Genomic DNA, 16,473 nt, shown 5'->3' on the forward strand with positions numbered 1-16,473 from the left:
GCCCTTGATTATCGGTTCGCCTGTGGTGCCTTATCCAACTGGCTCGCCAGCTGTTCGGCGGTTTGGCGCTGCCAGGTTAGATAGTCGGTGCCTTCAGGCAGCGTCTCCGTCACGTTGACCACGGGAATCGAGGCGCGGTTGGCCGCGTCCTGAAGCTGCTTGGTGACCGCGGTCTCGGTCTGCGGGTTGTACAGCAGCGCGGACACCTGCCGGGTGTTGATCAGGTCGAGCATGGCGGCCAGGTCGGCTGGCGACGGGTCGGTGTCCTCCTCGATCGCGTTCGCGAAGCCCTCCGGGGTCTTGTCGGCGATACCTGCGTTGGCCAGCAGGTAGTGCGCGACGGGCTCGGTCGCGACGACCGAGGCCCCCGGATGCTGCTGACCGATCGCGCGCTCGAGCGTCAGGATCTCGTCTGCCTTGGCGCCGAACGCCTCGGCGTTGGTGCGGTAGGCGTCGGCGTTGGCGGAGTCGATGGTCGACAGCCGGTCGGCGACCTGGGTGGCGACGGCCTTGGCGGTCGCCGGGTCGTAGAAGACGTGTTCGTTGGCGGGCTGCGATGACGCGGGCAGCAGCGCGAAGGCGTCGACGGTCGGGACGTCTGGATGGTCTTCGAGCACGTGCTCGACCCAGTGGTCGTAGTCGCCGCCGTTGAACACGACCAGCGAGGCGTCGGTGATCGCCGCGGTGTCCGCGGGGCTGGCTTCGAACGAGTGCGGGTCGGCGGCCGTCCCGCTGACGATCGACGTCACGGCCGCATGATCGCCGGTGACGGCCCCGGCCACACTGCCCCACACATCGGTGGACGCGACGACGGTTGTGGTGCCGTGGCCGGATTGCGCCGATTCCTGCTCACTGCACCCGGCGGCACCGATCGCCACCACGATCGCCGTCATCGCCGCAAAGCTGGCCCGCATCGCATCTCCTGTAAGCCGCTGAATAGAAATGAAAACCGTTTCCAATAACTCTATCCCACAGCATCCCGGGGAACGCAAATCAATCCGCTAACGTCACAGCATGTCCAGGAGTCCAGCGCCCCGGCGCCGGGCGACCCTGGCCTCGTTGGCCGCCGAGCTCAAGGTTTCCCGGACCACCATCTCCAACGCCTACAACCGGCCGGATCAGTTGTCCGCCGATCTCCGCGATCGTGTGCTCGCCACCGCAAAGCAGCTGGGTTATCCCGGACCGGATCCGGTGGCCCGCTCGTTGCGCACCCGCAAGGCGGGGGCAGTCGGGCTGATGATCACCGAACCGCTCAACTATTCGTTCAGCGATCCCGCTGCGCTGGACTTCGTCGCAGGCCTTGCCGAGTCATGTGAGGAGGCGGGCCAGGGGCTGCTGCTGGTGGCGATCGGTCCGAACCGCAGCTTCGACGACGGTTCGGCGGCCGTCCTCGCGGCGGGCGTTGACGGGTTCGTGGTGTACTCGGCCTCCGACGACGACCCCTACCTGTCGGTGGTCCAGCAGCGGCATCTCCCGCTCGTCGTCGTCGACCAGCCCAAGGATGTGCCGGGCACCTCGCGCGTATGCATCGACGATCGTGAAGGTATGCGACTTCTCGCCGAACATGTTGTGAGCCTTGGTCATCGGGAGATCGGCTTGCTCACGATGCGGCTGGGCCGCGATTGGCCGCACGGCGGGGCGAAGCCCGCGTTGGCCGACCCGGACCGTGTCCAGACTCCGCACTTCCACGTTCAGCGCGAGCGTATTCACGGTGTGCACGACGCGATGACCGCCGCGGGCCTTGACCCCGCATCGCTGACCGTCGTCGAGAGCTACGAACACCTGCCGACATCCGGCGGTGCGGCCGCAGAGGTGGCGCTCGATGCCAACCCACGCATCACGGCGCTGATGTGCACGGCCGACGTGCTGGCGCTGTCTGCGATGGATCATCTACGCGCAAAGGGTATCTACGTACCGGGTCAGATGACGGTGACGGGCTTCGACGGTGTACCCGAGGCGTTGCGGCGCGGCCTGACGACCGTGGTTCAGCCGAGCATGGAGAAGGGCAGGCGTGCGGGCCGGCTGCTCCACAACCCGCCGCGCTCCGGTCTGCCGGTGATCGAGGTGCTCGAGACCGAGGTGGTGCGGGGCCGCACGTCGGGCCCGCCCGCCTAGAGCTCGGTGATCGGCGGCGTTGCGCGCCACTCGTCGAGTGCCGGCGCCAAACCGTCGCCCAGCATGGGCAGTTGCGGCACCATCGCCAGTACGGCCACCATCGCCAGCCGGCCCGCCGTCTCGGTGACCCGAAGCACCCGTTCGTCGACAGGGCGCAGACCAACGGCCGCGGCGGCAGCGTCGTAGGCCGCGATGCCGTCAGGTCCCACCATCGCGAGGTCCGATTCGATCGCACCCAGCGTCACGAGCTCGAAGTCCGACCACAGGTCACCATCGGGTGTGCTGATCATGTTGTAGTAGGGCGCATCCCCGTGGATGGGCTGGACGTCGACGCCGGGGAAGGTCTGCTCGAAGACTTCGCGCGACGTCAGCACCGGCGCGATCACAGACCATTCCCGTTGTGCCCGTCCGAGATCGGCGGCGGACAGCAGTTCGGGCATGCGCTCGAGTGCGGCCAGCCCGTCGGGGATGTACGTGCCGAACGGCGCCCAGAAAGCGAGGTCGCCGTCGTACTCACGCAATGCGGAGTGCAGGCGGGCGGTCTGCTCGATACGGCGCGTCATATCCGGCTCGGCGTTTGGAACTTCGTCGATCAACTGCCAGAAGGTCATCGACAACCCGTCACGCCGAACGGGTTCACGCGGCACCAGCGGACTCGGCGGCACCACCGGATGGCCGCGGTCCGCCAGCCATCCCGCCACGGCGAGCTCTGAACACTGCTGCGCTGTCTGGGTTTCCGGGTCCGCTGAGTAGGACGGCGGAAGCACTGTGGGCACCCGCACGACAACGGGCGCCGGGGCAAGATGCACGATTACGGAGAACACGTCGTAGAGAACGCGCGGTGCCGAGACCTCCAGTCCGAGATCCCGACCCGCCGCCGTCGCAGCCGAAACTGCCCGCGCCGTACGGGCTTTCAGCTCGTCAGCGGTCAGCACGCGCGTTCAAGAGATAGCCCAGCGCCTCCGCTACGTCCTCGGGCGAATCAACCCGAAACCGCGCGGCACTCTCGCCGGGGCCGACCTTGACGCCGACATCGCCGTCGCGCATCCGCGCGAACCCCTTCTCGTCGGTGACGTCATCGCCGAGGAACACCACCGCTGTCGAGGCGGTCTGGTCGCGCAGGATGTCGACCGCCGCACCTTTGTCGGTGTGGATGACCGCGAACTCCAGCACCGCCTTGCCTGCGGTGGCGTGCGCATCCCAGCTTTCCGAGGCGCGGCGAGCCTGCTCGAGTGCCGCCTCACCGTCGGCGGGACTCGCGTTGCGTACGTGCAGGGCGACCGAGGCCGGTTTGGTCTCGACCGTCACTCCCGGCTTGGCGGCCGCGATCTCGTTCAGCTCGGCGATGATTCGCGCCAGCAGTCCCTCGTCGATGTCATGGGTGAAGCCGGTGTCGAACTCGGCCCCGTGGCTGCCGACCAGATGAATGGAGTCGGGCACCGCCGACAGCGTCCGCAGCACGCCGAGCGCACGCCCGGATACCAAGGCAACCTCGGTGTCCGGCAGTTCGGCGAGCGCGACCAATGCCGTAGCGGCATCGGGCAGCATCCGAGCATCGGCCGGGTTGCTGACGATGGGCGCGAGGGTGCCGTCGAAATCGCAGACCACGAGCAACCGGGGAATCCGGGAGATCGAATCGAGCGAGCGCTGCAGTTCGACCGGGAGCACGCCTAGATCTTAGGGTGCTCGCCATCGCCGATCAGGAGCCGCACGGCGAGGTCCAGACGCTTGGCGACGTCGGTCGCCGACGCCCGCCGGGTCAGCCAGGCCAAAAGGTTCGACAGCCACACATCGGAGATGACGCGAGCGATGTGGTACTGGTCCTCGGTCGGCTCGCCGTCGCTCATGGCGCGGGCGAACATCGAGTCCATCAGCTTGCCGACGTGATCAACCTCACCGGCCGCTGACGCGTCGGCGAACACGAAGGCGCGTGTCATCGCCTCGGTCAGCAGGGGATTGCGCTGCATCGAACGGTTGAGCTTGCCGACCATGACGTTCAGTCGTTGGTATGGCGTGCCACCGGCGATCGTGGAGCGGTCGGTTTTGGCGTCGATGCGCTCGAACTCCCGGCCGAGCGCCGAGACGAGCAGGTGCACCTTTGACGGGAAGTAGCGGTACAGCGTCCCCACTGCGACATCGGCGCGTTCGGCGACGGCGCGCATCTGAACTGCCTCGTAGCCGCCCTTGGAGGCGATGGCCAGGGTGGCGTCCAGGATCCGCTTACGGCGTTCCCGCTGGGCTTCGGATCCCAGTTCGGACTCGGCCAATACGGCCACGGTCATCACCTGGCGCGGTCGTGATTCCGACCCCGATCCCTGGTTTGGCTGTGACAGGCCGGACATCTGGTCGACTACTCCTTCTTCGCACGTTCACCCGTGCAAAACGATACGCATTCCGAACTTCATTTTCTCACTTCAGGACCGGCACTGCACCGACGTGTCCTGCTGCTATGGCGGTCGACTTGACGGTCGATCGCTGGCACTATTAGAACACGTTCTAGTGGGAAGCATGGTCTTCTCGCCCAAACGCTAGGAGCAGACGGTGTCAGCCACAACGACCGACGAGCAGTTTGCCGCGCGCGAACTGGTCCGTAGCTGGGCAGCCGCATCAGGCGCCTCTGAGGCGGCCAGGAAGGTCGAGGAAGGCCAGCCGGACGCCTGGCGCACAGCCTACGACGGACTGGCCCAACTCGGCATCTTCGGCGTCGCGCTTTCCGAGGAGCAAGGCGGCGCTGACGGCACCGTCGAGGATCTGTGCGCCATGGTCGACGAGGCCGCCGCGGCCCTGGTCCCCGGACCGGTCGCGACGACGGCGCTGGCCACCCTCCTTGTCGAGCAGGCCGATGTACTGGAGTTGCTGATCACAGGTGAGCGGGTTGCGGGGGTGGCGCTGAACGCCGACGTCGAATTCGATGGCACCAAGGCGTCCGGCACCGCTACATACGTGCTCGGCGCTGATCCTGGCGGGTATCTGGTGCTGCCTGCCGGAGACTCCGTGGTGTTGATCGACGCCGCGGCCGACGGCGTCACGGTAGAACCGCTGACGCCGACCGACTTCTCGAGGCCGCTGGCCAGGGTCGTGCTGGACTCCGCGCCCGCAACGAAACTGTCCGCGTCGCCACAGCGGTTCGCCGACGTGGCGGCGACGGTGCTGGCGGCCGAGGCCGCGGGGCTGGCGCGCTGGGCGCTGCAGACCGCGACGGAATACGCGAAGGTGCGTGAGCAGTTCGGCAAGCCGATCGGCAGTTTCCAGGCCATCAAGCACATGTGCGCCGAGATGCTGCTGCGCTCCGAGCAGGCCTCGGTGGCCGCGGCCGACGCGGCCAGGGCGGTGGCCGAGGATGACGAACAGCAGCTCTCCATCGCCGTCGCGGTGGCCGCGGCCGCCGGAATCGAGGCCGCAAAGGCCAATGCGAAGGACTGCATTCAGGTGCTCGGTGGCATCGGGATCACCTGGGAGCATGATGCGCATCTGTATCTGCGGCGCGCGTACGGTATCTCACACTTCCTCGGCGGCGCCGACAATTGGCTCCGTCGCGTCGCGACACTCACTCAACAGGGTGTGCGTCGCGATCTGCGCATCGACCTCGAATCGGTCGAGCACCTGCGCCCCGAAATCGCTTCTGCGGTAGCCGAAGTCGCCGCTCAGCCAGCCGAGAAGCGGCAGGTTGCGTTGGCCGACTCGGGGCTGCTGGCGCCGCACTGGCCGCGTCCGCACGGCCGCGAGGCCGGCCCGGCCGAACAACTGCTCATCGACCAGGAGCTGGCTAAGGCCGAGGTGGTCCGGCCAGATCTAGTGATCGGCTGGTGGGCGGTGCCCACGATTCTCGAGCACGGTTCTCCCGAGCAGATCGAGCAGTTCGTGCCCGCCACGCTGCGGGGTGAATTCCTGTGGTGCCAGCTGTTCAGTGAGCCCGGGGCGGGATCGGATCTGGCAGCGCTGCGTACCAAAGCAGTACGGGCCGACGGGGGCTGGAAGCTCACCGGACAGAAGGTGTGGACGTCGGCGGCGCACAAGGCGGCCTGGGGGGTGTGCCTGGCCCGTACCGACCCCGATGCGCCCAAGCACAAAGGCATCACCTACTTCCTCGTCGACATGAAATCGGCGGGCATCGACATTCGCCCGCTGCGGGAGATCACCGGCGACAACCTTTTCAACGAGGTGTTCTTCGACGAGGTGTTCGTGCCCGACGAGATGGTGGTGGGCCCGGTCAACGACGGCTGGCGGCTGGCACGCACGACGCTCGCCAACGAGCGGGTGGCGATGGCGCACGGCACCGCGTTGGGCAACCCGATGGAAGAGTTGTTGCGGACCGTGGCCGATCTGGACCTCGATGCCACCGGCCAGCACCAGCTCGGCTCATTGATCCTGGCGGCTCAGGTCGGCTCGCTTTTGGACCAGAAGATCGCGGAACTGGCTGTGGGAGGCCAGGATCCTGGCCCGCAGGCCAGTGCGCGCAAGCTGATCGGCGTGCGGTACCGGCAGGCGCTGTCCGAGCTGCGGATGGAACTCTCCGAAGGTGCGGGCGTCGTCGACAACAAGACTGTGTTCGATTTCTTGAACACCCGCTGTCTGACCATCGCGGGCGGAACCGAGCAGATCCTGCTCACCATGGCCGCCGAGCGACTGTTGGGTCTGCCCCGCTAGATGCGGGCTAGCTGAACGCGGCCTGCGCGCAGGCGTTGGGTGTCGTGAGGTTGACGCCGGCGTACACCACCTGGATGTAGGAGCACACGATCAACGGGACGTCGGTGCGGGGGCGGCCGGTGTACGAGTCGATGGGCCATGCGACGCCGTGCAGGCTGACCCGGTCCGGCGGTCCGCCACCGAAGTAGACCGTCGAGATCTCGTTGTCGGTCGGCGACTTGAAGATCCGGGTGTTCGGTGTCGCGACGTTCGAGTTGATGTAGACCGAGCGGTCCATCGTGCGCAGCGTCACGTTCTGCCGGGCGTACAGATCACCGGGGAATCCGATCACGCCCGTCGGGGTGCGCAGGTTTGCGACGGTGTCGAACAAGCATCTCGCTTCGGCCGTAATGCAATTGGCGGTCACATGCATCTGAATTGTGTCCACCGGATTGGCGGGAATCGAGGAGTCCGCCGTGTCGAGGGCAGCCGCTGACGTCGCCATCGGAGTGACGAATCCCAGAGTCAGCATTGTCGCCGAGATCGCCACGAATGCGCCGACCAACCGCTTCATCACTTCAGATGCTCCCTTCGGTGCGCGAATCGTAGCCCGTGCGTTACTCGTCGTAGGTGACTTCGACCGAATCGGATCGCGGCACCGCCTGGCACCCCAGAATCAGGCCTTCGTCGAGGTCAGACTGCTCGAGCACGTCGTTGACTTCCATCTCGACGTCGCCGCTCTGTTTCAGCACCGCGCATGCTCCGCAGTGGCCCTCGCGGCAGGAGAACGGCGCATCGAGACCCTTGTCCAGCAGTACGTCGAGCAGCTTCGCCTTGCGCGGCCAGGTGATCTCGTGCTTCTCGCCGTCGAGTGTGACGATCGCCGTCGCCGGGCCCTCGTCGCTGTCGTCCTCGTCGATCACGACCGCGGCGAACGGGTCGGAGTCCAGCGATTTGAACACCTCGATGTGGATGCGCTGTGCGCCGACGGACTTGAGCGCCTCCTCGGCGGCGACCATGAACGGTCCCGGGCCGCAGATGTAGGCGTCATGTCCGGCGTACGGCTGGGCAAGGGCGGCGAGTGCCGCCGCGCTCGGCAATCCCTGCACGCTGACCAACCAGTGCACGACGGTCAGCCGGTCGGGGTACTTCTCCGCCAGCTCGCGCAGGGCGGCGCCGAAGATCACCGAGTTCTCGTCCTGGTTGGCGTAGATCAGCACGACCTTGCCGCTGCCCTCGGCGAGCGCCGACTTGCAGATCGACATCATCGGAGTGATGCCGCTGCCAGCTCCCATCAGCAAGAAATCGGTGTCGAGAGTCTTGGGAACGAAGGTGCCTGACGGCGCCAGCACATGCAACTTCATGCCGGCGTGCGCGTTGTCGCATAGCCAGTTCGAGGCGTATCCGTCCGCGGTGCGCTTGACGGTCACTGTCAGCGGATCATCGGTGAAGGGGGAACTGCACAGTGAGTAACAGCGCGCGACCGAGCCCGTGCGGTCGCTGGGCACCCGCAGTGTCAGGAACTGACCGGGGGAGTAACGCAGTCGGTCGGCTGGAATCTCAACGCCGTCCGGGACGGAGAACACCAGCGAACGCGCGTCGGCGGTCTCCTCGACGACGTGGGTCAGCTGCAGCTCGAGCACATGGCTTCCGAGCGGCTCGTCCGTCACCGTTCACCCTTCCTCAGTGTGTCAATATGCGGCCTATAACTAGAACAGGTTACAGAAATGCATGTGCCCAGGTCCAGCCCCCGCAGGATGGCCCTTCTCGACACAAATCGTAACGTGTTCTAATCTTCATCTAGGCCCATACTCCCGGGAGGCAGTAGCCAGTGACATCCGTAGACAGTATTGAACAGCGTGACGTGCAGTCGGTCCTAGCCGGCATCGACGATCTGCTGCCGCTGATCGCAAAGCGGGCGCAGGCGACCGAAGATCTGCGGCGCTTGCCCGACGAGACCGTTGCCGAACTCAACGAGGCTGGGTTCTTCAAGCTTTTGCAGCCCGAACAGTGGGGCGGCCTGCAGTGTGATCCGACGGTGTTCTACGAAGCCGTGCGCCGCATCGCGAGCGCCTGTGGGTCGACCGGATGGGTCAGCTCGATCATCGGCGTCCACAACTGGCACCTCGCGCTGTTCGACCAGCAGGCCCAGGAAGACGTGTGGGGCGACGATCCCTCCGTCCGGATCTCGTCGTCGTACGCGCCGATGGGGGCGGGCACCGTTGTCGACGGCGGCTACCTCGTCAACGGTTCGTGGAACTGGTCGTCTGGCTGTGACCACGCAACGTGGACGTTCGCGGGTGGCCCAGTGATCAAGGATGGCAAGCCGGTCGACTTCGGCAGCTTCCTGATGCCGCTGGGCGACTACACGATCGACGACGTCTGGAATGTCGTCGGCCTGAAGGGCACCGGAAGCAACACGCTGGTGGTCAAGGACGTGTTCGTGCCGCGCCACCGCTTCCTGTCCTACAAGGCGATGAACGACCGCACTGCGGGTGGCCTCGCCAACAACACCGCGCCTGTGTACAAGATGCCTTGGGGCACAGTGCATCCCACCACCATCTCGGCGCCGATCGTCGGCATGGCCTACGGCGCCTACGACGCGCACGTCGAACACCAGGGCAAGCGCGTTCGCGCAGCGTTCGCGGGCGAGAAGGCCAAGGACGATCCGTTCGCGAAGGTCCGGATCGCGGAGGCGGCCAGCGACATCGACGCTGCGTGGCGCCAACTGATCGGCAACGTCGCTGACGAGTACACGCTGCTCAAGGAAGGCAAGGAAATCCCGTTCGAGCTGCGCACCCGCGCACGTCGTGACCAGGTTCGGGCCACCGGCCGCGCCATCGCGTCGATCGACCGGCTTTTCGAGGCGTCGGGTGCCACGGCGCTCAACAACGACGCTCCCGTGCAACGGTTCTGGCGCGACGCGCATGCCGGACGCGTGCACGCCGCCAACGATCCCGAGCGCGCCTACCTGATCTTCGGAAACAACGAGTTCGGCCTGCCGCCGCAGGACACGATGGTTTAACTGGAAGGCCTGATGACCTCCTTCGCCGCCGAAGCCGCACAACAGCAAGAGATCACCTTCGAGTCGACGTCGCGCTACGCCCAGGTTCGCGATGACATGCGCCTGCACTACCACGAGGCGGGTGTCGGCCACGAGAAGACGGTCGTGCTGCTGCACGGTGGCGGACCCGGCGCGTCGAGCTGGTCGAACTTCGGGCGCAACATCGCTGTGCTGGCTCAGCACTTCCATGTGCTGGCGGTCGATCAGCCGGGCTACGGGAATTCGGACAAGCACACCGAACACGAGCAGTACAACCGCTACAGCGCGACCGCGCTCCTGAATCTGTTCGATCACCTGGGTATCGAAAGCGCTGACCTGGTTGGCAATTCGCTCGGTGGTGGCACCGCCGTACGCTTCGCGCTGGATAACGGAAGGCGAGCGGGCAGGCTGGTGTTGATGGGGCCTGGCGGGCTTTCGGTGAACTTGTTCGCGCCTGACCCCACGGAGGGCGTCAAGTTGCTCGGCAGGTTTGCGGCTGAGCCGACGCGCGAGAACATCGAGAAATTCCTGCGCATCATGGTCTTCGATCAGAGCCTGATCACCGAGGAGCTGATCGACGAACGCTTCGCGATCGCGAGCCAGCCGGAGTCGATCGCGGCGACCAAGGCGATGGGTAAGTCGTTCGCGGGAGCGGACTTCGAGCTCGGCATGATGTGGCGCGAGGTGTACAAGTTGCGCCAGCGGGTCTTGCTGATCTGGGGCCGCGAGGACCGGGTCAACCCGCTCGACGGGGCGCTGGTGGCGCTCAAGCAGATCCCGAAAGTCCAGTTGCACGTCTTCGGACAGTGTGGACACTGGGCTCAGGTGGAGAAGTTCGACGAGTTCAACAAGCTGACTGTCGATTTCCTGGGAGGCGCGTCGTGAGCATCAAGTCACTGGGCTACCTGCGCATCGAATCGACCGACGTCGGCGCGTGGCGTGAGTACGGCCTGAAGGTGCTCGGCATGGTCGAGGGATCCGGCCAGACCGAGGGTGCGCTGTACCTGCGGATGGACGAGTTCCCCGCGCGACTGGTCATCATCCCCGGCGAGCATGACCGTCTGCTGCAGTCGGGCTGGGAGACGGCCAACGCCGCGGCACTGCAGGAGATTCGCAACCGGCTCGACATCGAGGGCACGCCGTACAAAGAGGCGTCGGCCACCGAGCTCGCCGAACGCCGTGTCGACGAGATGATCATGTTCGACGATCCGTCGGGTAACAGTCTCGAGGTTTTCCACGGTGTCGCACTGGAACACCGGCGCGTCGTCAGCCCGTATGGCCACAAGTTCATCACCGAGGAGCAGGGCCTCGGCCACGTGGTGCTCACCACCCGCGATGATGCGGAGACGCTGCACTTCTACCGTGATGTGCTCGGCTTCTTCCTGCGTGATTCGATGAAGCTGCCCCCGCAGCTCGTCGGCCGTCCCGCCGATGGCGCGCCGGCGTGGCTGCGGTTCCTCGGCGTGAACCCGCGCCACCACAGCTTGGCCTTCATGCCCGGCGAGACACCAAGCGGCATAGTGCATCTGATGGTCGAGGTCGGTGAGGCCGATGACGTCGGGCTGTGTCTGGATCGCGCGCTGCGCCGCAAGGTCCCGATGTCGGCGACCCTGGGTCGTCACGTCAACGACAAGATGCTCTCCTTCTACATGAAGACACCCGGCGGGTTCGACGTCGAGTTCGGTTGCGAGGGGCTGCAAGTCACCGATGACGACTGGGTCGCCCGAGAGAGCACTGCCGTCAGCCTGTGGGGCCACGACTTCAGCATCGGCTTCAAGTAGTGACTCCTCCCATCGATCCCCGCACCTTCCGAAATGTGCTGGGGCAGTTCTGCACGGGTATCACGGTGATCACCACAGTGCATGACGAAGAGCCGGTCGGGTTCGCCTGCCAGTCTTTCGCCGCGCTGTCGCTGGATCCGCCGCTGGTGCTGTTCTGCCCGACGAAGGTGTCGCGATCCTGGAAGGCCATCGAGGCCAGCGGACACTTCTGCGTCAACGTGCTGCACGAGAAGCAGAAAGACGTCTCGGCGCGCTTCGGGTCCAAGGAGCCGGACAAGTTCGCCGAAATCGATTGGCATCTCTCGAAACTCGGATCGCCCATCATCAAGGACACTCTGGCGCACATCGACTGCACGGTGCACTCCGTGCACGACGGCGGCGACCATCTGGTGGTGTTCGGCTCAGTGCACTCGATGTCGGACGTGCCGCACAAGAAGCCGCGGCCGCTGTTGTTCTACAAGGGTCAGTACACCGGAATCGAGCCGGACAAGAACACCCCGGCGCATTGGCGCGACGATCTCGAGGCGTTCCTCACCGCCACCACCGACGACACCTGGCTCTAGATACAGCCCGCCGAGCAGGGGTCGAGCGGAGGCTGCATTTCCGGGTCCGGGGCGTTGGGATCCACCGGCACCTGCGTGGACAGGTCGACGCTGTGGTCGAGGTCCGGTGCCGTCGGGATGATGTTGCAGATGAAGCTCAGCGCGAGGTCGCACGGAGGACGATCGGGCTGCGCGGCGGCCGGTACGGCGAGCCCCACCAACGCGCCCAGTCCGATCACCACGGCGATCGCCACCCTCGTCAGCATCGACTCACCCTACAACTGTCGATTCGATGAATTCGACGATTGTCTGCGCCACCTCGCGGTGCATGGTCTCGTTGAGGATGTCGTGGCGGCCGCCGGGGAACTCGGTGATCTGCAGCGGCGCGATCTGCTCGGCATAGGCGCGGACGGCGCCGACCGGCGCTATCGAATCGTTGACGCCGTGCACCGCCAACGTCGGCACGGACAGTTTCGGCAGATCCCCGCCGAACCGGTCCCAGGCCCTGTCGAGTTCCCTGGCCAGCGAGGTGCCGTCGGCGTCCACGAACGCCAGTGGATCGTTCTCGAGCGAGTCGACATAGAAGGGGTCGGCCGAGAGCCAGCCGGGCTCGAGCCCGAACGTGGTGTCGGTATCGAGCAGTTCGGGGATCGGTACCACGGGAGCGCCGGAGATGACCCCGGCCCGGTAGCGGTCGGGTTGGTCGAGCAGCCGGAAAAGGGTGACGACCGCCCCGAACGAATGGCCCTGCGCGATCAGGGGTAACCCTGATCGCTCGCCTTCGACCAGTTCGGTGAGGGTGTCGGCCAGGTCGGAGCTGTCTTCGATCGACCCGAATTCGCCACGGTCGCCCGGGCTGAGTCCGTGGCCGAACTGGTCGACCGCCCAGAGATCGATGCCCGCGGCGTTGAGCGCGAATCCGTAGCGGTGATAAACCCCGGTGTGCTCGCCGAAACCGTGCAGGAAAACGACCGCGGCGCGCGGTTCGGCAGCGGCCCAGTGTCGGTAGTACGCGCGGCCCCTCGGGTGGTCGATGAACGGCATTCCTCGACGCTAGCGCGATCGACTACCCTTCACAGGCCAGGAGGTATTAATGCAGCAGCGCGGATTCGGCGACCTCGAGGCGAGCGTCATGGAACGGGTCTGGGGTCGCGAGGACGGTGTGACCGTCCGCGAGGTTTTCGAAGAACTCGCCGACGCGCGTGAGATTGCGTACACGACCGTGCTTTCCACTCTGGACAACCTGCACCGCAAAGGCTGGGTCAAGCGGGAGCGCGAGGGCAAGGCGTTTCGATATTGGCCGACGATGACGCGCGAGCAACGTTCGGCCAATCTGATGCGCGCGGCCTTTGACTCCGGTGGTGACACCGAAGCGGTGCTGGCCTTCTTCGTCAACCAGATGACCGAGTCGGAATCCGCCCAACTACGAGAGGCGTTGCGCCGCTCCGGTGCCGGGAAGCGGCGCCGATGACCGCCGCGGCCCTTCTCCTGGCGTACACCGCGCTCATGATCTGGCTGTCGCCCCCGCTGCTGTCCCGGCTCACCCGTCGCGGAGTGAGTCCGCGCCTCGGTGTCGTCGCCTGGCTCTCGGGCATCGGCGGTGCACTGCTCGCGTGGGCGGTTGCCGTGTCGATTCTGGTTGCGGCGGGTGTGCGGGGAATTTCGGACACCGCGGCGATGGAGTTCTGTCTGAAGCTTGTCGGTCTGCCCGCGGCGACGCCGAGTCCGTCGAGCATGGCGGCCCTCATCGTCGTCGGTCTGGTGGCGTCGGCGGTGGTGACGGTGAAGGTGACCCGGGCGGTGCTGGGGTTGCGGATGCGCAGTCGCGAGCACGCGCATGCTGCCCGGATCGTCGGCGTGCCCACTGCCCGTCCGGACGTGTTCGTGGTGACCGCCGACCGGCCGGCGGCGTATTGCGTGGTGGGCCGGCCGCACGCCATCGTGGTCACGTCCGCAGCCATGGAGACGCTCGACGAGTCACAGCTCGCGGCGGTGCTCGCGCATGAACAGGCCCACCTGTCCGGCCGCCATCACCACATCCTGATGGTGCTGCGGGCGCTTGCGGCCGCGCTGCCGTCGTTGCCGTTGTTCACCCGCGGCGCCGCGGAGGTGGCCGACCTCCTGGAGATGTGCGCCGACGACTCTGCCGCGCGCCGTCACGGTACGAGGCCATTGATCGCAGGGATGATCATGTTGGCGGCGCCGGCGCCGTTGCCCGCGTCGGGTCTGGCCGTCGCCGCCAACGCGGTGGTGGCGCGTGTGACCCGATTGATCGATCCGGCGCAACCCGGAACACGTTGGCGTCACCGCCTTTTGGTGTCGGCCACCATCTCGGCTATCGTCTGCGCGCCCGCCGTTATCAACGTGCTGTGCCACCACTGACGGCCACTACTTCTACACCCCGGCGTTTCCGGCCTTCCACTGTTCCCACGGGATATTCCAGTCGCCCAGTCCGTCGACACCGGAAAGCGTGGGCCCCACGGTGTTGACGACCTCGACGATGTCGCCGCGTTTGGTGGTCTCGTAGAACCATTGGGCGTTCTGCGGATTCACGTTCAGGCACCCGTGGCTGACGTTCGAGTTGCCCTGGCTGCCGACAGACCATGGCGCGGAATGAACATAGATTCCGCTGTAGGACATCTGGGTCGCCCAGTTGACCTCGGTGCGGTATCCGTCGGGTGAATTGACCGGCACACCGTAGGTCGACGAGTCCATGACGAGGAAGTAGTGGCGGTCGCCGATGATGTAGGTGCCGTTGTCGGTCGGAGTCTTGTTCTTGCCCATGGATATCGGCATCGTCTTTACGACGTTGCCGTTGATGCGCACCGTCATCGTCTTGGTGGTGTCATCGGCGGTCGCTATCACTTCATCGCCGATCGTGAAGTGGCTCGTCGCGTCGTCCTGGCCGAACAGTCCGTCACCGAGGTCGACGCCGTAGGTGTTGACGCTGATATCGACCTTCGTCCCGGGTTTCCAGTATTCGGCTGGGCGCCAGCGGACTTCGCGACTGTTGACCCAGTAGAAGGCGCCCTCGACCGGGGGATCGGTCTTCACGGTGATCGCCCGCTGGGCGGCGAACCGGTCGGGAATGTTCTCGTCGAACCGCACGGCGACGGGCTGACCGACGCCGACGACTTCACCGTCCTTGGGGAACACGTAGGGCATCGTCAGGTTTTGGGGTGAGTGGGTTTCGAATGTCGCATTGCTCTGCGTCGCACCGCCGAGGCCCAACGCTTCGGCGGTCAGCGTGTACTGCTTGTTGTAGCCCAGCGGTTCGGCCGAGCGCCAGGTGAGACCGTCCTGACTCAATTCGCCCTTGACCATCCGGCCCGCGGCGTTGACGAGGGTCACGGGGCCGAGCACGCCGTCTTCGGCGCTGACGGTGATCGGTGATTCGACGGCAACCCCGACGGCGCCATCGGTTACCGACGACTGCAACTTCGGGATGAGTAGATCGCCGTACGGCGTGCCCTTGTCGACGATCACCTGCGGCTGCGGTGGCGGCGCCGGCCGGCTGCATGCGCCGAGACCGACGACGAGCGCGGCAATGGTCATCACGGTCGCCGTCGTCCACCAGACCTGCCGCATAGGTGTTGTCCCGTCGTTCGTCGAAGCAGTTGCACTACTATTCTACGTAGTTACTACGTAGATGCAGGTCGAGAGCATCGTGGGAGACACCATGTGCTGAAAACAACCACTGGACGGGCCCTGCTCACCGCAGCCGCGGTCGCCGTCATTGCCTTCGTGGCGGTGTTCCTTCTGTTGAGCCGGAATGCCGACGACAAGCCCGGTGCGGCGACGAACGCGTCCGCTCAGGTGGTCCGCGAGGACAGTCATCGGCTCAACGAGGTCCCCGATGCGAAGGTGACGTTCGTCGAATTCCTCGACTTCGAGTGCGAAGGGTGCAAGGCCGCGTATCCGATCGTCGAGCAGCTTCGGGCCGACTACGGTGACCGCGTCGAGTTCGTGCTGCGGTACTTCCCGCTGTCGGGACACTTCAACGCCGAGCGTGCCGCTCGCGCGGTCGAGGCCGCCGCACAGCAGGGCAAGCTCGAACCGATGTATCACAAGATGTACGAGACGCAGTCCGAATGGGGTGAGAAGCGGACTCCGGCCGACGACGTATTCCGTGGCTTTGCAACCGAACTGGGGCTGGACATGGCCGCGTTCGATGCCGCCTACGGCGACCCGGCCACCGCGCAACGCATCCGCGTCGACCTCGACGACGGCGAGGCGCTCGGCGTCCGTGGTACACCGACCTTCTTTATCAACGGCGAAGAGGTCCGGTTGCGTCAACCCGATGACCTTCGCAACGCCATCGAGGATGCGCTCAAGTAGTGCGCGCCCTGGTCGTCGTATCGCTCGT

The 16,473-nt window shown here is 65.8% G+C and carries 18 protein-coding genes; 9 read left to right on the top strand and 9 right to left on the bottom strand.

Translation table 11 applies throughout. From position 1 onward, the window contains the following. Window positions 1-8: 8 nt before the first annotated feature. A complete protein-coding gene (locus ACIA48_RS20635; protein WP_396735624.1) occupies window positions 9-914 on the bottom strand; it encodes a metal ABC transporter solute-binding protein, Zn/Mn family in 906 nt (301 codons plus the stop codon). 100 nt (window positions 915-1,014) lie between these two features. Between ACIA48_RS20635 and ACIA48_RS20640 the strand changes: the two genes are divergently transcribed. Continuing rightward, the gene (locus tag ACIA48_RS20640; protein ID WP_396735627.1) at window positions 1,015-2,115 is read left to right on the top strand and encodes a substrate-binding domain-containing protein; all 1,101 of its coding nucleotides are present in this window, start codon (window positions 1,015-1,017) and stop codon (window positions 2,113-2,115) included. On the opposite strand, the gene ACIA48_RS20645 is transcribed toward ACIA48_RS20640, so the two are convergent. Genes ACIA48_RS20645 through kstR form a run of 3 tightly spaced genes read right to left on the bottom strand, consistent with a single transcriptional unit; the run spans window position 2,112 to window position 4,391 of the window. Beyond that, a complete protein-coding gene (locus ACIA48_RS20645; protein ID WP_396735630.1) occupies window positions 2,112-3,050 on the bottom strand; it encodes an aminoglycoside phosphotransferase family protein in 939 nt (312 codons plus the stop codon). The two genes, ACIA48_RS20640 and ACIA48_RS20645, sit on opposite strands and share 4 nt — an antisense overlap. Continuing rightward, window positions 3,037-3,783, bottom strand: a complete 747-nt coding sequence (gene otsB, locus ACIA48_RS20650; RefSeq protein WP_396735633.1) for a trehalose-phosphatase — start codon at window positions 3,781-3,783, stop codon at window positions 3,037-3,039. Before otsB ends, ACIA48_RS20645 begins: the two co-directional genes overlap by 14 nt. A 2-nt stretch (window positions 3,784-3,785) precedes the next feature. Then, on the bottom strand, window positions 3,786-4,391 hold the full coding sequence (gene kstR, locus ACIA48_RS20655; RefSeq protein WP_396735636.1) for a cholesterol catabolism transcriptional regulator KstR: 606 nt from the start codon (window positions 4,389-4,391) through the stop codon (window positions 3,786-3,788). 265 nt (window positions 4,392-4,656) lie between these two features. Between kstR and ACIA48_RS20660 the strand changes: the two genes are divergently transcribed. Beyond that, window positions 4,657-6,762, top strand: a complete 2,106-nt coding sequence (locus tag ACIA48_RS20660; protein ID WP_396735639.1) for an acyl-CoA dehydrogenase family protein — start codon at window positions 4,657-4,659, stop codon at window positions 6,760-6,762. Window positions 6,763-6,769: 7 nt separating this feature from the next. Here ACIA48_RS20660 and ACIA48_RS20665 read toward each other — a convergent pair whose 3' ends face one another. Beyond that, window positions 6,770-7,315, bottom strand: a complete 546-nt coding sequence (locus ACIA48_RS20665) for a hypothetical protein (protein ID WP_396735641.1) — start codon at window positions 7,313-7,315, stop codon at window positions 6,770-6,772. Between the two features lie 43 nt (window positions 7,316-7,358). Next, the gene (locus tag ACIA48_RS20670) at window positions 7,359-8,411 is read right to left on the bottom strand and encodes a 2Fe-2S iron-sulfur cluster-binding protein (RefSeq protein ID WP_396735644.1); all 1,053 of its coding nucleotides are present in this window, start codon (window positions 8,409-8,411) and stop codon (window positions 7,359-7,361) included. 161 nt (window positions 8,412-8,572) lie between these two features. On the opposite strand from ACIA48_RS20670, the gene hsaA reads away from it, so the two are divergent. The 4 genes from hsaA to hsaB are packed head-to-tail and all read left to right on the top strand — an operon-like array spanning window position 8,573 to window position 12,128. Beyond that, complete coding sequence (gene hsaA, locus ACIA48_RS20675; RefSeq protein ID WP_396735647.1) at window positions 8,573-9,766, top strand: 3-hydroxy-9,10-secoandrosta-1,3,5(10)-triene-9,17-dione monooxygenase oxygenase subunit; 1,194 nt, start codon at window positions 8,573-8,575, stop codon at window positions 9,764-9,766. 12 nt (window positions 9,767-9,778) lie between these two features. Then, window positions 9,779-10,669, top strand: a complete 891-nt coding sequence (gene hsaD, locus ACIA48_RS20680; RefSeq protein ID WP_396735650.1) for a 4,5:9,10-diseco-3-hydroxy-5,9,17-trioxoandrosta-1(10),2-diene-4-oate hydrolase — start codon at window positions 9,779-9,781, stop codon at window positions 10,667-10,669. Further along, complete coding sequence (gene hsaC, locus ACIA48_RS20685; RefSeq protein WP_396735653.1) at window positions 10,666-11,565, top strand: iron-dependent extradiol dioxygenase HsaC; 900 nt, start codon at window positions 10,666-10,668, stop codon at window positions 11,563-11,565. Before hsaD ends, hsaC begins: the two co-directional genes overlap by 4 nt. Continuing rightward, window positions 11,565-12,128 (top strand): 3-hydroxy-9,10-secoandrosta-1,3,5(10)-triene-9,17-dione monooxygenase reductase subunit, encoded by a 564-nt coding sequence (hsaB, locus tag ACIA48_RS20690; RefSeq protein WP_396735656.1) that lies wholly within the window; start codon window positions 11,565-11,567, stop codon window positions 12,126-12,128. The genes hsaC and hsaB overlap by 1 nt, the downstream gene beginning before the upstream one ends. Here hsaB and ACIA48_RS20695 read toward each other — a convergent pair. Both ACIA48_RS20695 and ACIA48_RS20700 read right to left on the bottom strand, forming a co-directional pair. Next, window positions 12,125-12,373, bottom strand: a complete 249-nt coding sequence (locus tag ACIA48_RS20695; protein ID WP_396735658.1) for a fibronectin-binding protein — start codon at window positions 12,371-12,373, stop codon at window positions 12,125-12,127. The genes hsaB and ACIA48_RS20695 overlap by 4 nt on opposite strands. A 4-nt stretch (window positions 12,374-12,377) precedes the next feature. Next, window positions 12,378-13,151, bottom strand: a complete 774-nt coding sequence (locus ACIA48_RS20700) for an alpha/beta fold hydrolase (RefSeq protein ID WP_396735661.1) — start codon at window positions 13,149-13,151, stop codon at window positions 12,378-12,380. Between the two features lie 49 nt (window positions 13,152-13,200). On the opposite strand from ACIA48_RS20700, the gene ACIA48_RS20705 reads away from it, so the two are divergent. Both ACIA48_RS20705 and ACIA48_RS20710 read left to right on the top strand, forming a co-directional pair. Next, entirely contained in the window at window positions 13,201-13,578 is a 378-nt protein-coding gene (locus ACIA48_RS20705; RefSeq protein WP_396735664.1) for a BlaI/MecI/CopY family transcriptional regulator, read from the top strand. Next, the gene (locus ACIA48_RS20710) at window positions 13,575-14,489 is read left to right on the top strand and encodes a M56 family metallopeptidase (protein ID WP_396735667.1); all 915 of its coding nucleotides are present in this window, start codon (window positions 13,575-13,577) and stop codon (window positions 14,487-14,489) included. Before ACIA48_RS20705 ends, ACIA48_RS20710 begins: the two co-directional genes overlap by 4 nt. 12 nt (window positions 14,490-14,501) lie before the next feature. Here the strand turns inward: ACIA48_RS20710 and ACIA48_RS20715 are convergent, their stop codons facing one another. After that, window positions 14,502-15,662 carry an Ig-like domain-containing protein gene (locus ACIA48_RS20715; protein ID WP_396736809.1) on the bottom strand — a complete coding sequence of 387 codons (1,161 nt, stop codon included), beginning with the start codon at window positions 15,660-15,662 and terminating at the stop codon, window positions 14,502-14,504. A gap of 126 nt (window positions 15,663-15,788) precedes the next feature. Between ACIA48_RS20715 and ACIA48_RS20720 the strand changes: the two genes are divergently transcribed. Then, complete coding sequence (locus tag ACIA48_RS20720; protein WP_396735670.1) at window positions 15,789-16,445, top strand: DsbA family protein; 657 nt, start codon at window positions 15,789-15,791, stop codon at window positions 16,443-16,445. Window positions 16,446-16,473 lie beyond the last annotated feature (28 nt).

It is taken from the genome of Mycobacterium sp. NPDC051804 (assembly GCF_044452905.1).
Classification (GTDB): domain Bacteria; phylum Actinomycetota; class Actinomycetes; order Mycobacteriales; family Mycobacteriaceae; genus Mycobacterium.

Bases quoted from the DNA above. Each gene is read 5' to 3' on its own strand.
- hsaD (WP_396735650.1), top strand. From the start codon at position 9,779: ATGACCTCCTTCGCCGCCGAAGCCGCACAACAGCAAGAGATCACCTTC.
- ACIA48_RS20705 (WP_396735664.1), top strand. From the start codon at position 13,201: ATGCAGCAGCGCGGATTCGGCGACCTCGAGGCGAGCGTCATGGAACGG.
- ACIA48_RS20640 (WP_396735627.1), top strand. From the start codon at position 1,015: ATGTCCAGGAGTCCAGCGCCCCGGCGCCGGGCGACCCTGGCCTCGTTG.
- ACIA48_RS20710 (WP_396735667.1), top strand. From the start codon at position 13,575: ATGACCGCCGCGGCCCTTCTCCTGGCGTACACCGCGCTCATGATCTGG.
- ACIA48_RS20635 (WP_396735624.1), bottom strand. From the start codon at position 914: ATGCGGGCCAGCTTTGCGGCGATGACGGCGATCGTGGTGGCGATCGGT.
- ACIA48_RS20665 (WP_396735641.1), bottom strand. From the start codon at position 7,315: ATGAAGCGGTTGGTCGGCGCATTCGTGGCGATCTCGGCGACAATGCTG.
- ACIA48_RS20700 (WP_396735661.1), bottom strand. From the start codon at position 13,151: ATGCCGTTCATCGACCACCCGAGGGGCCGCGCGTACTACCGACACTGG.
- ACIA48_RS20715 (WP_396736809.1), bottom strand. From the start codon at position 15,662: ATGACCATTGCCGCGCTCGTCGTCGGTCTCGGCGCATGCAGCCGGCCG.
- ACIA48_RS20695 (WP_396735658.1), bottom strand. From the start codon at position 12,373: ATGCTGACGAGGGTGGCGATCGCCGTGGTGATCGGACTGGGCGCGTTG.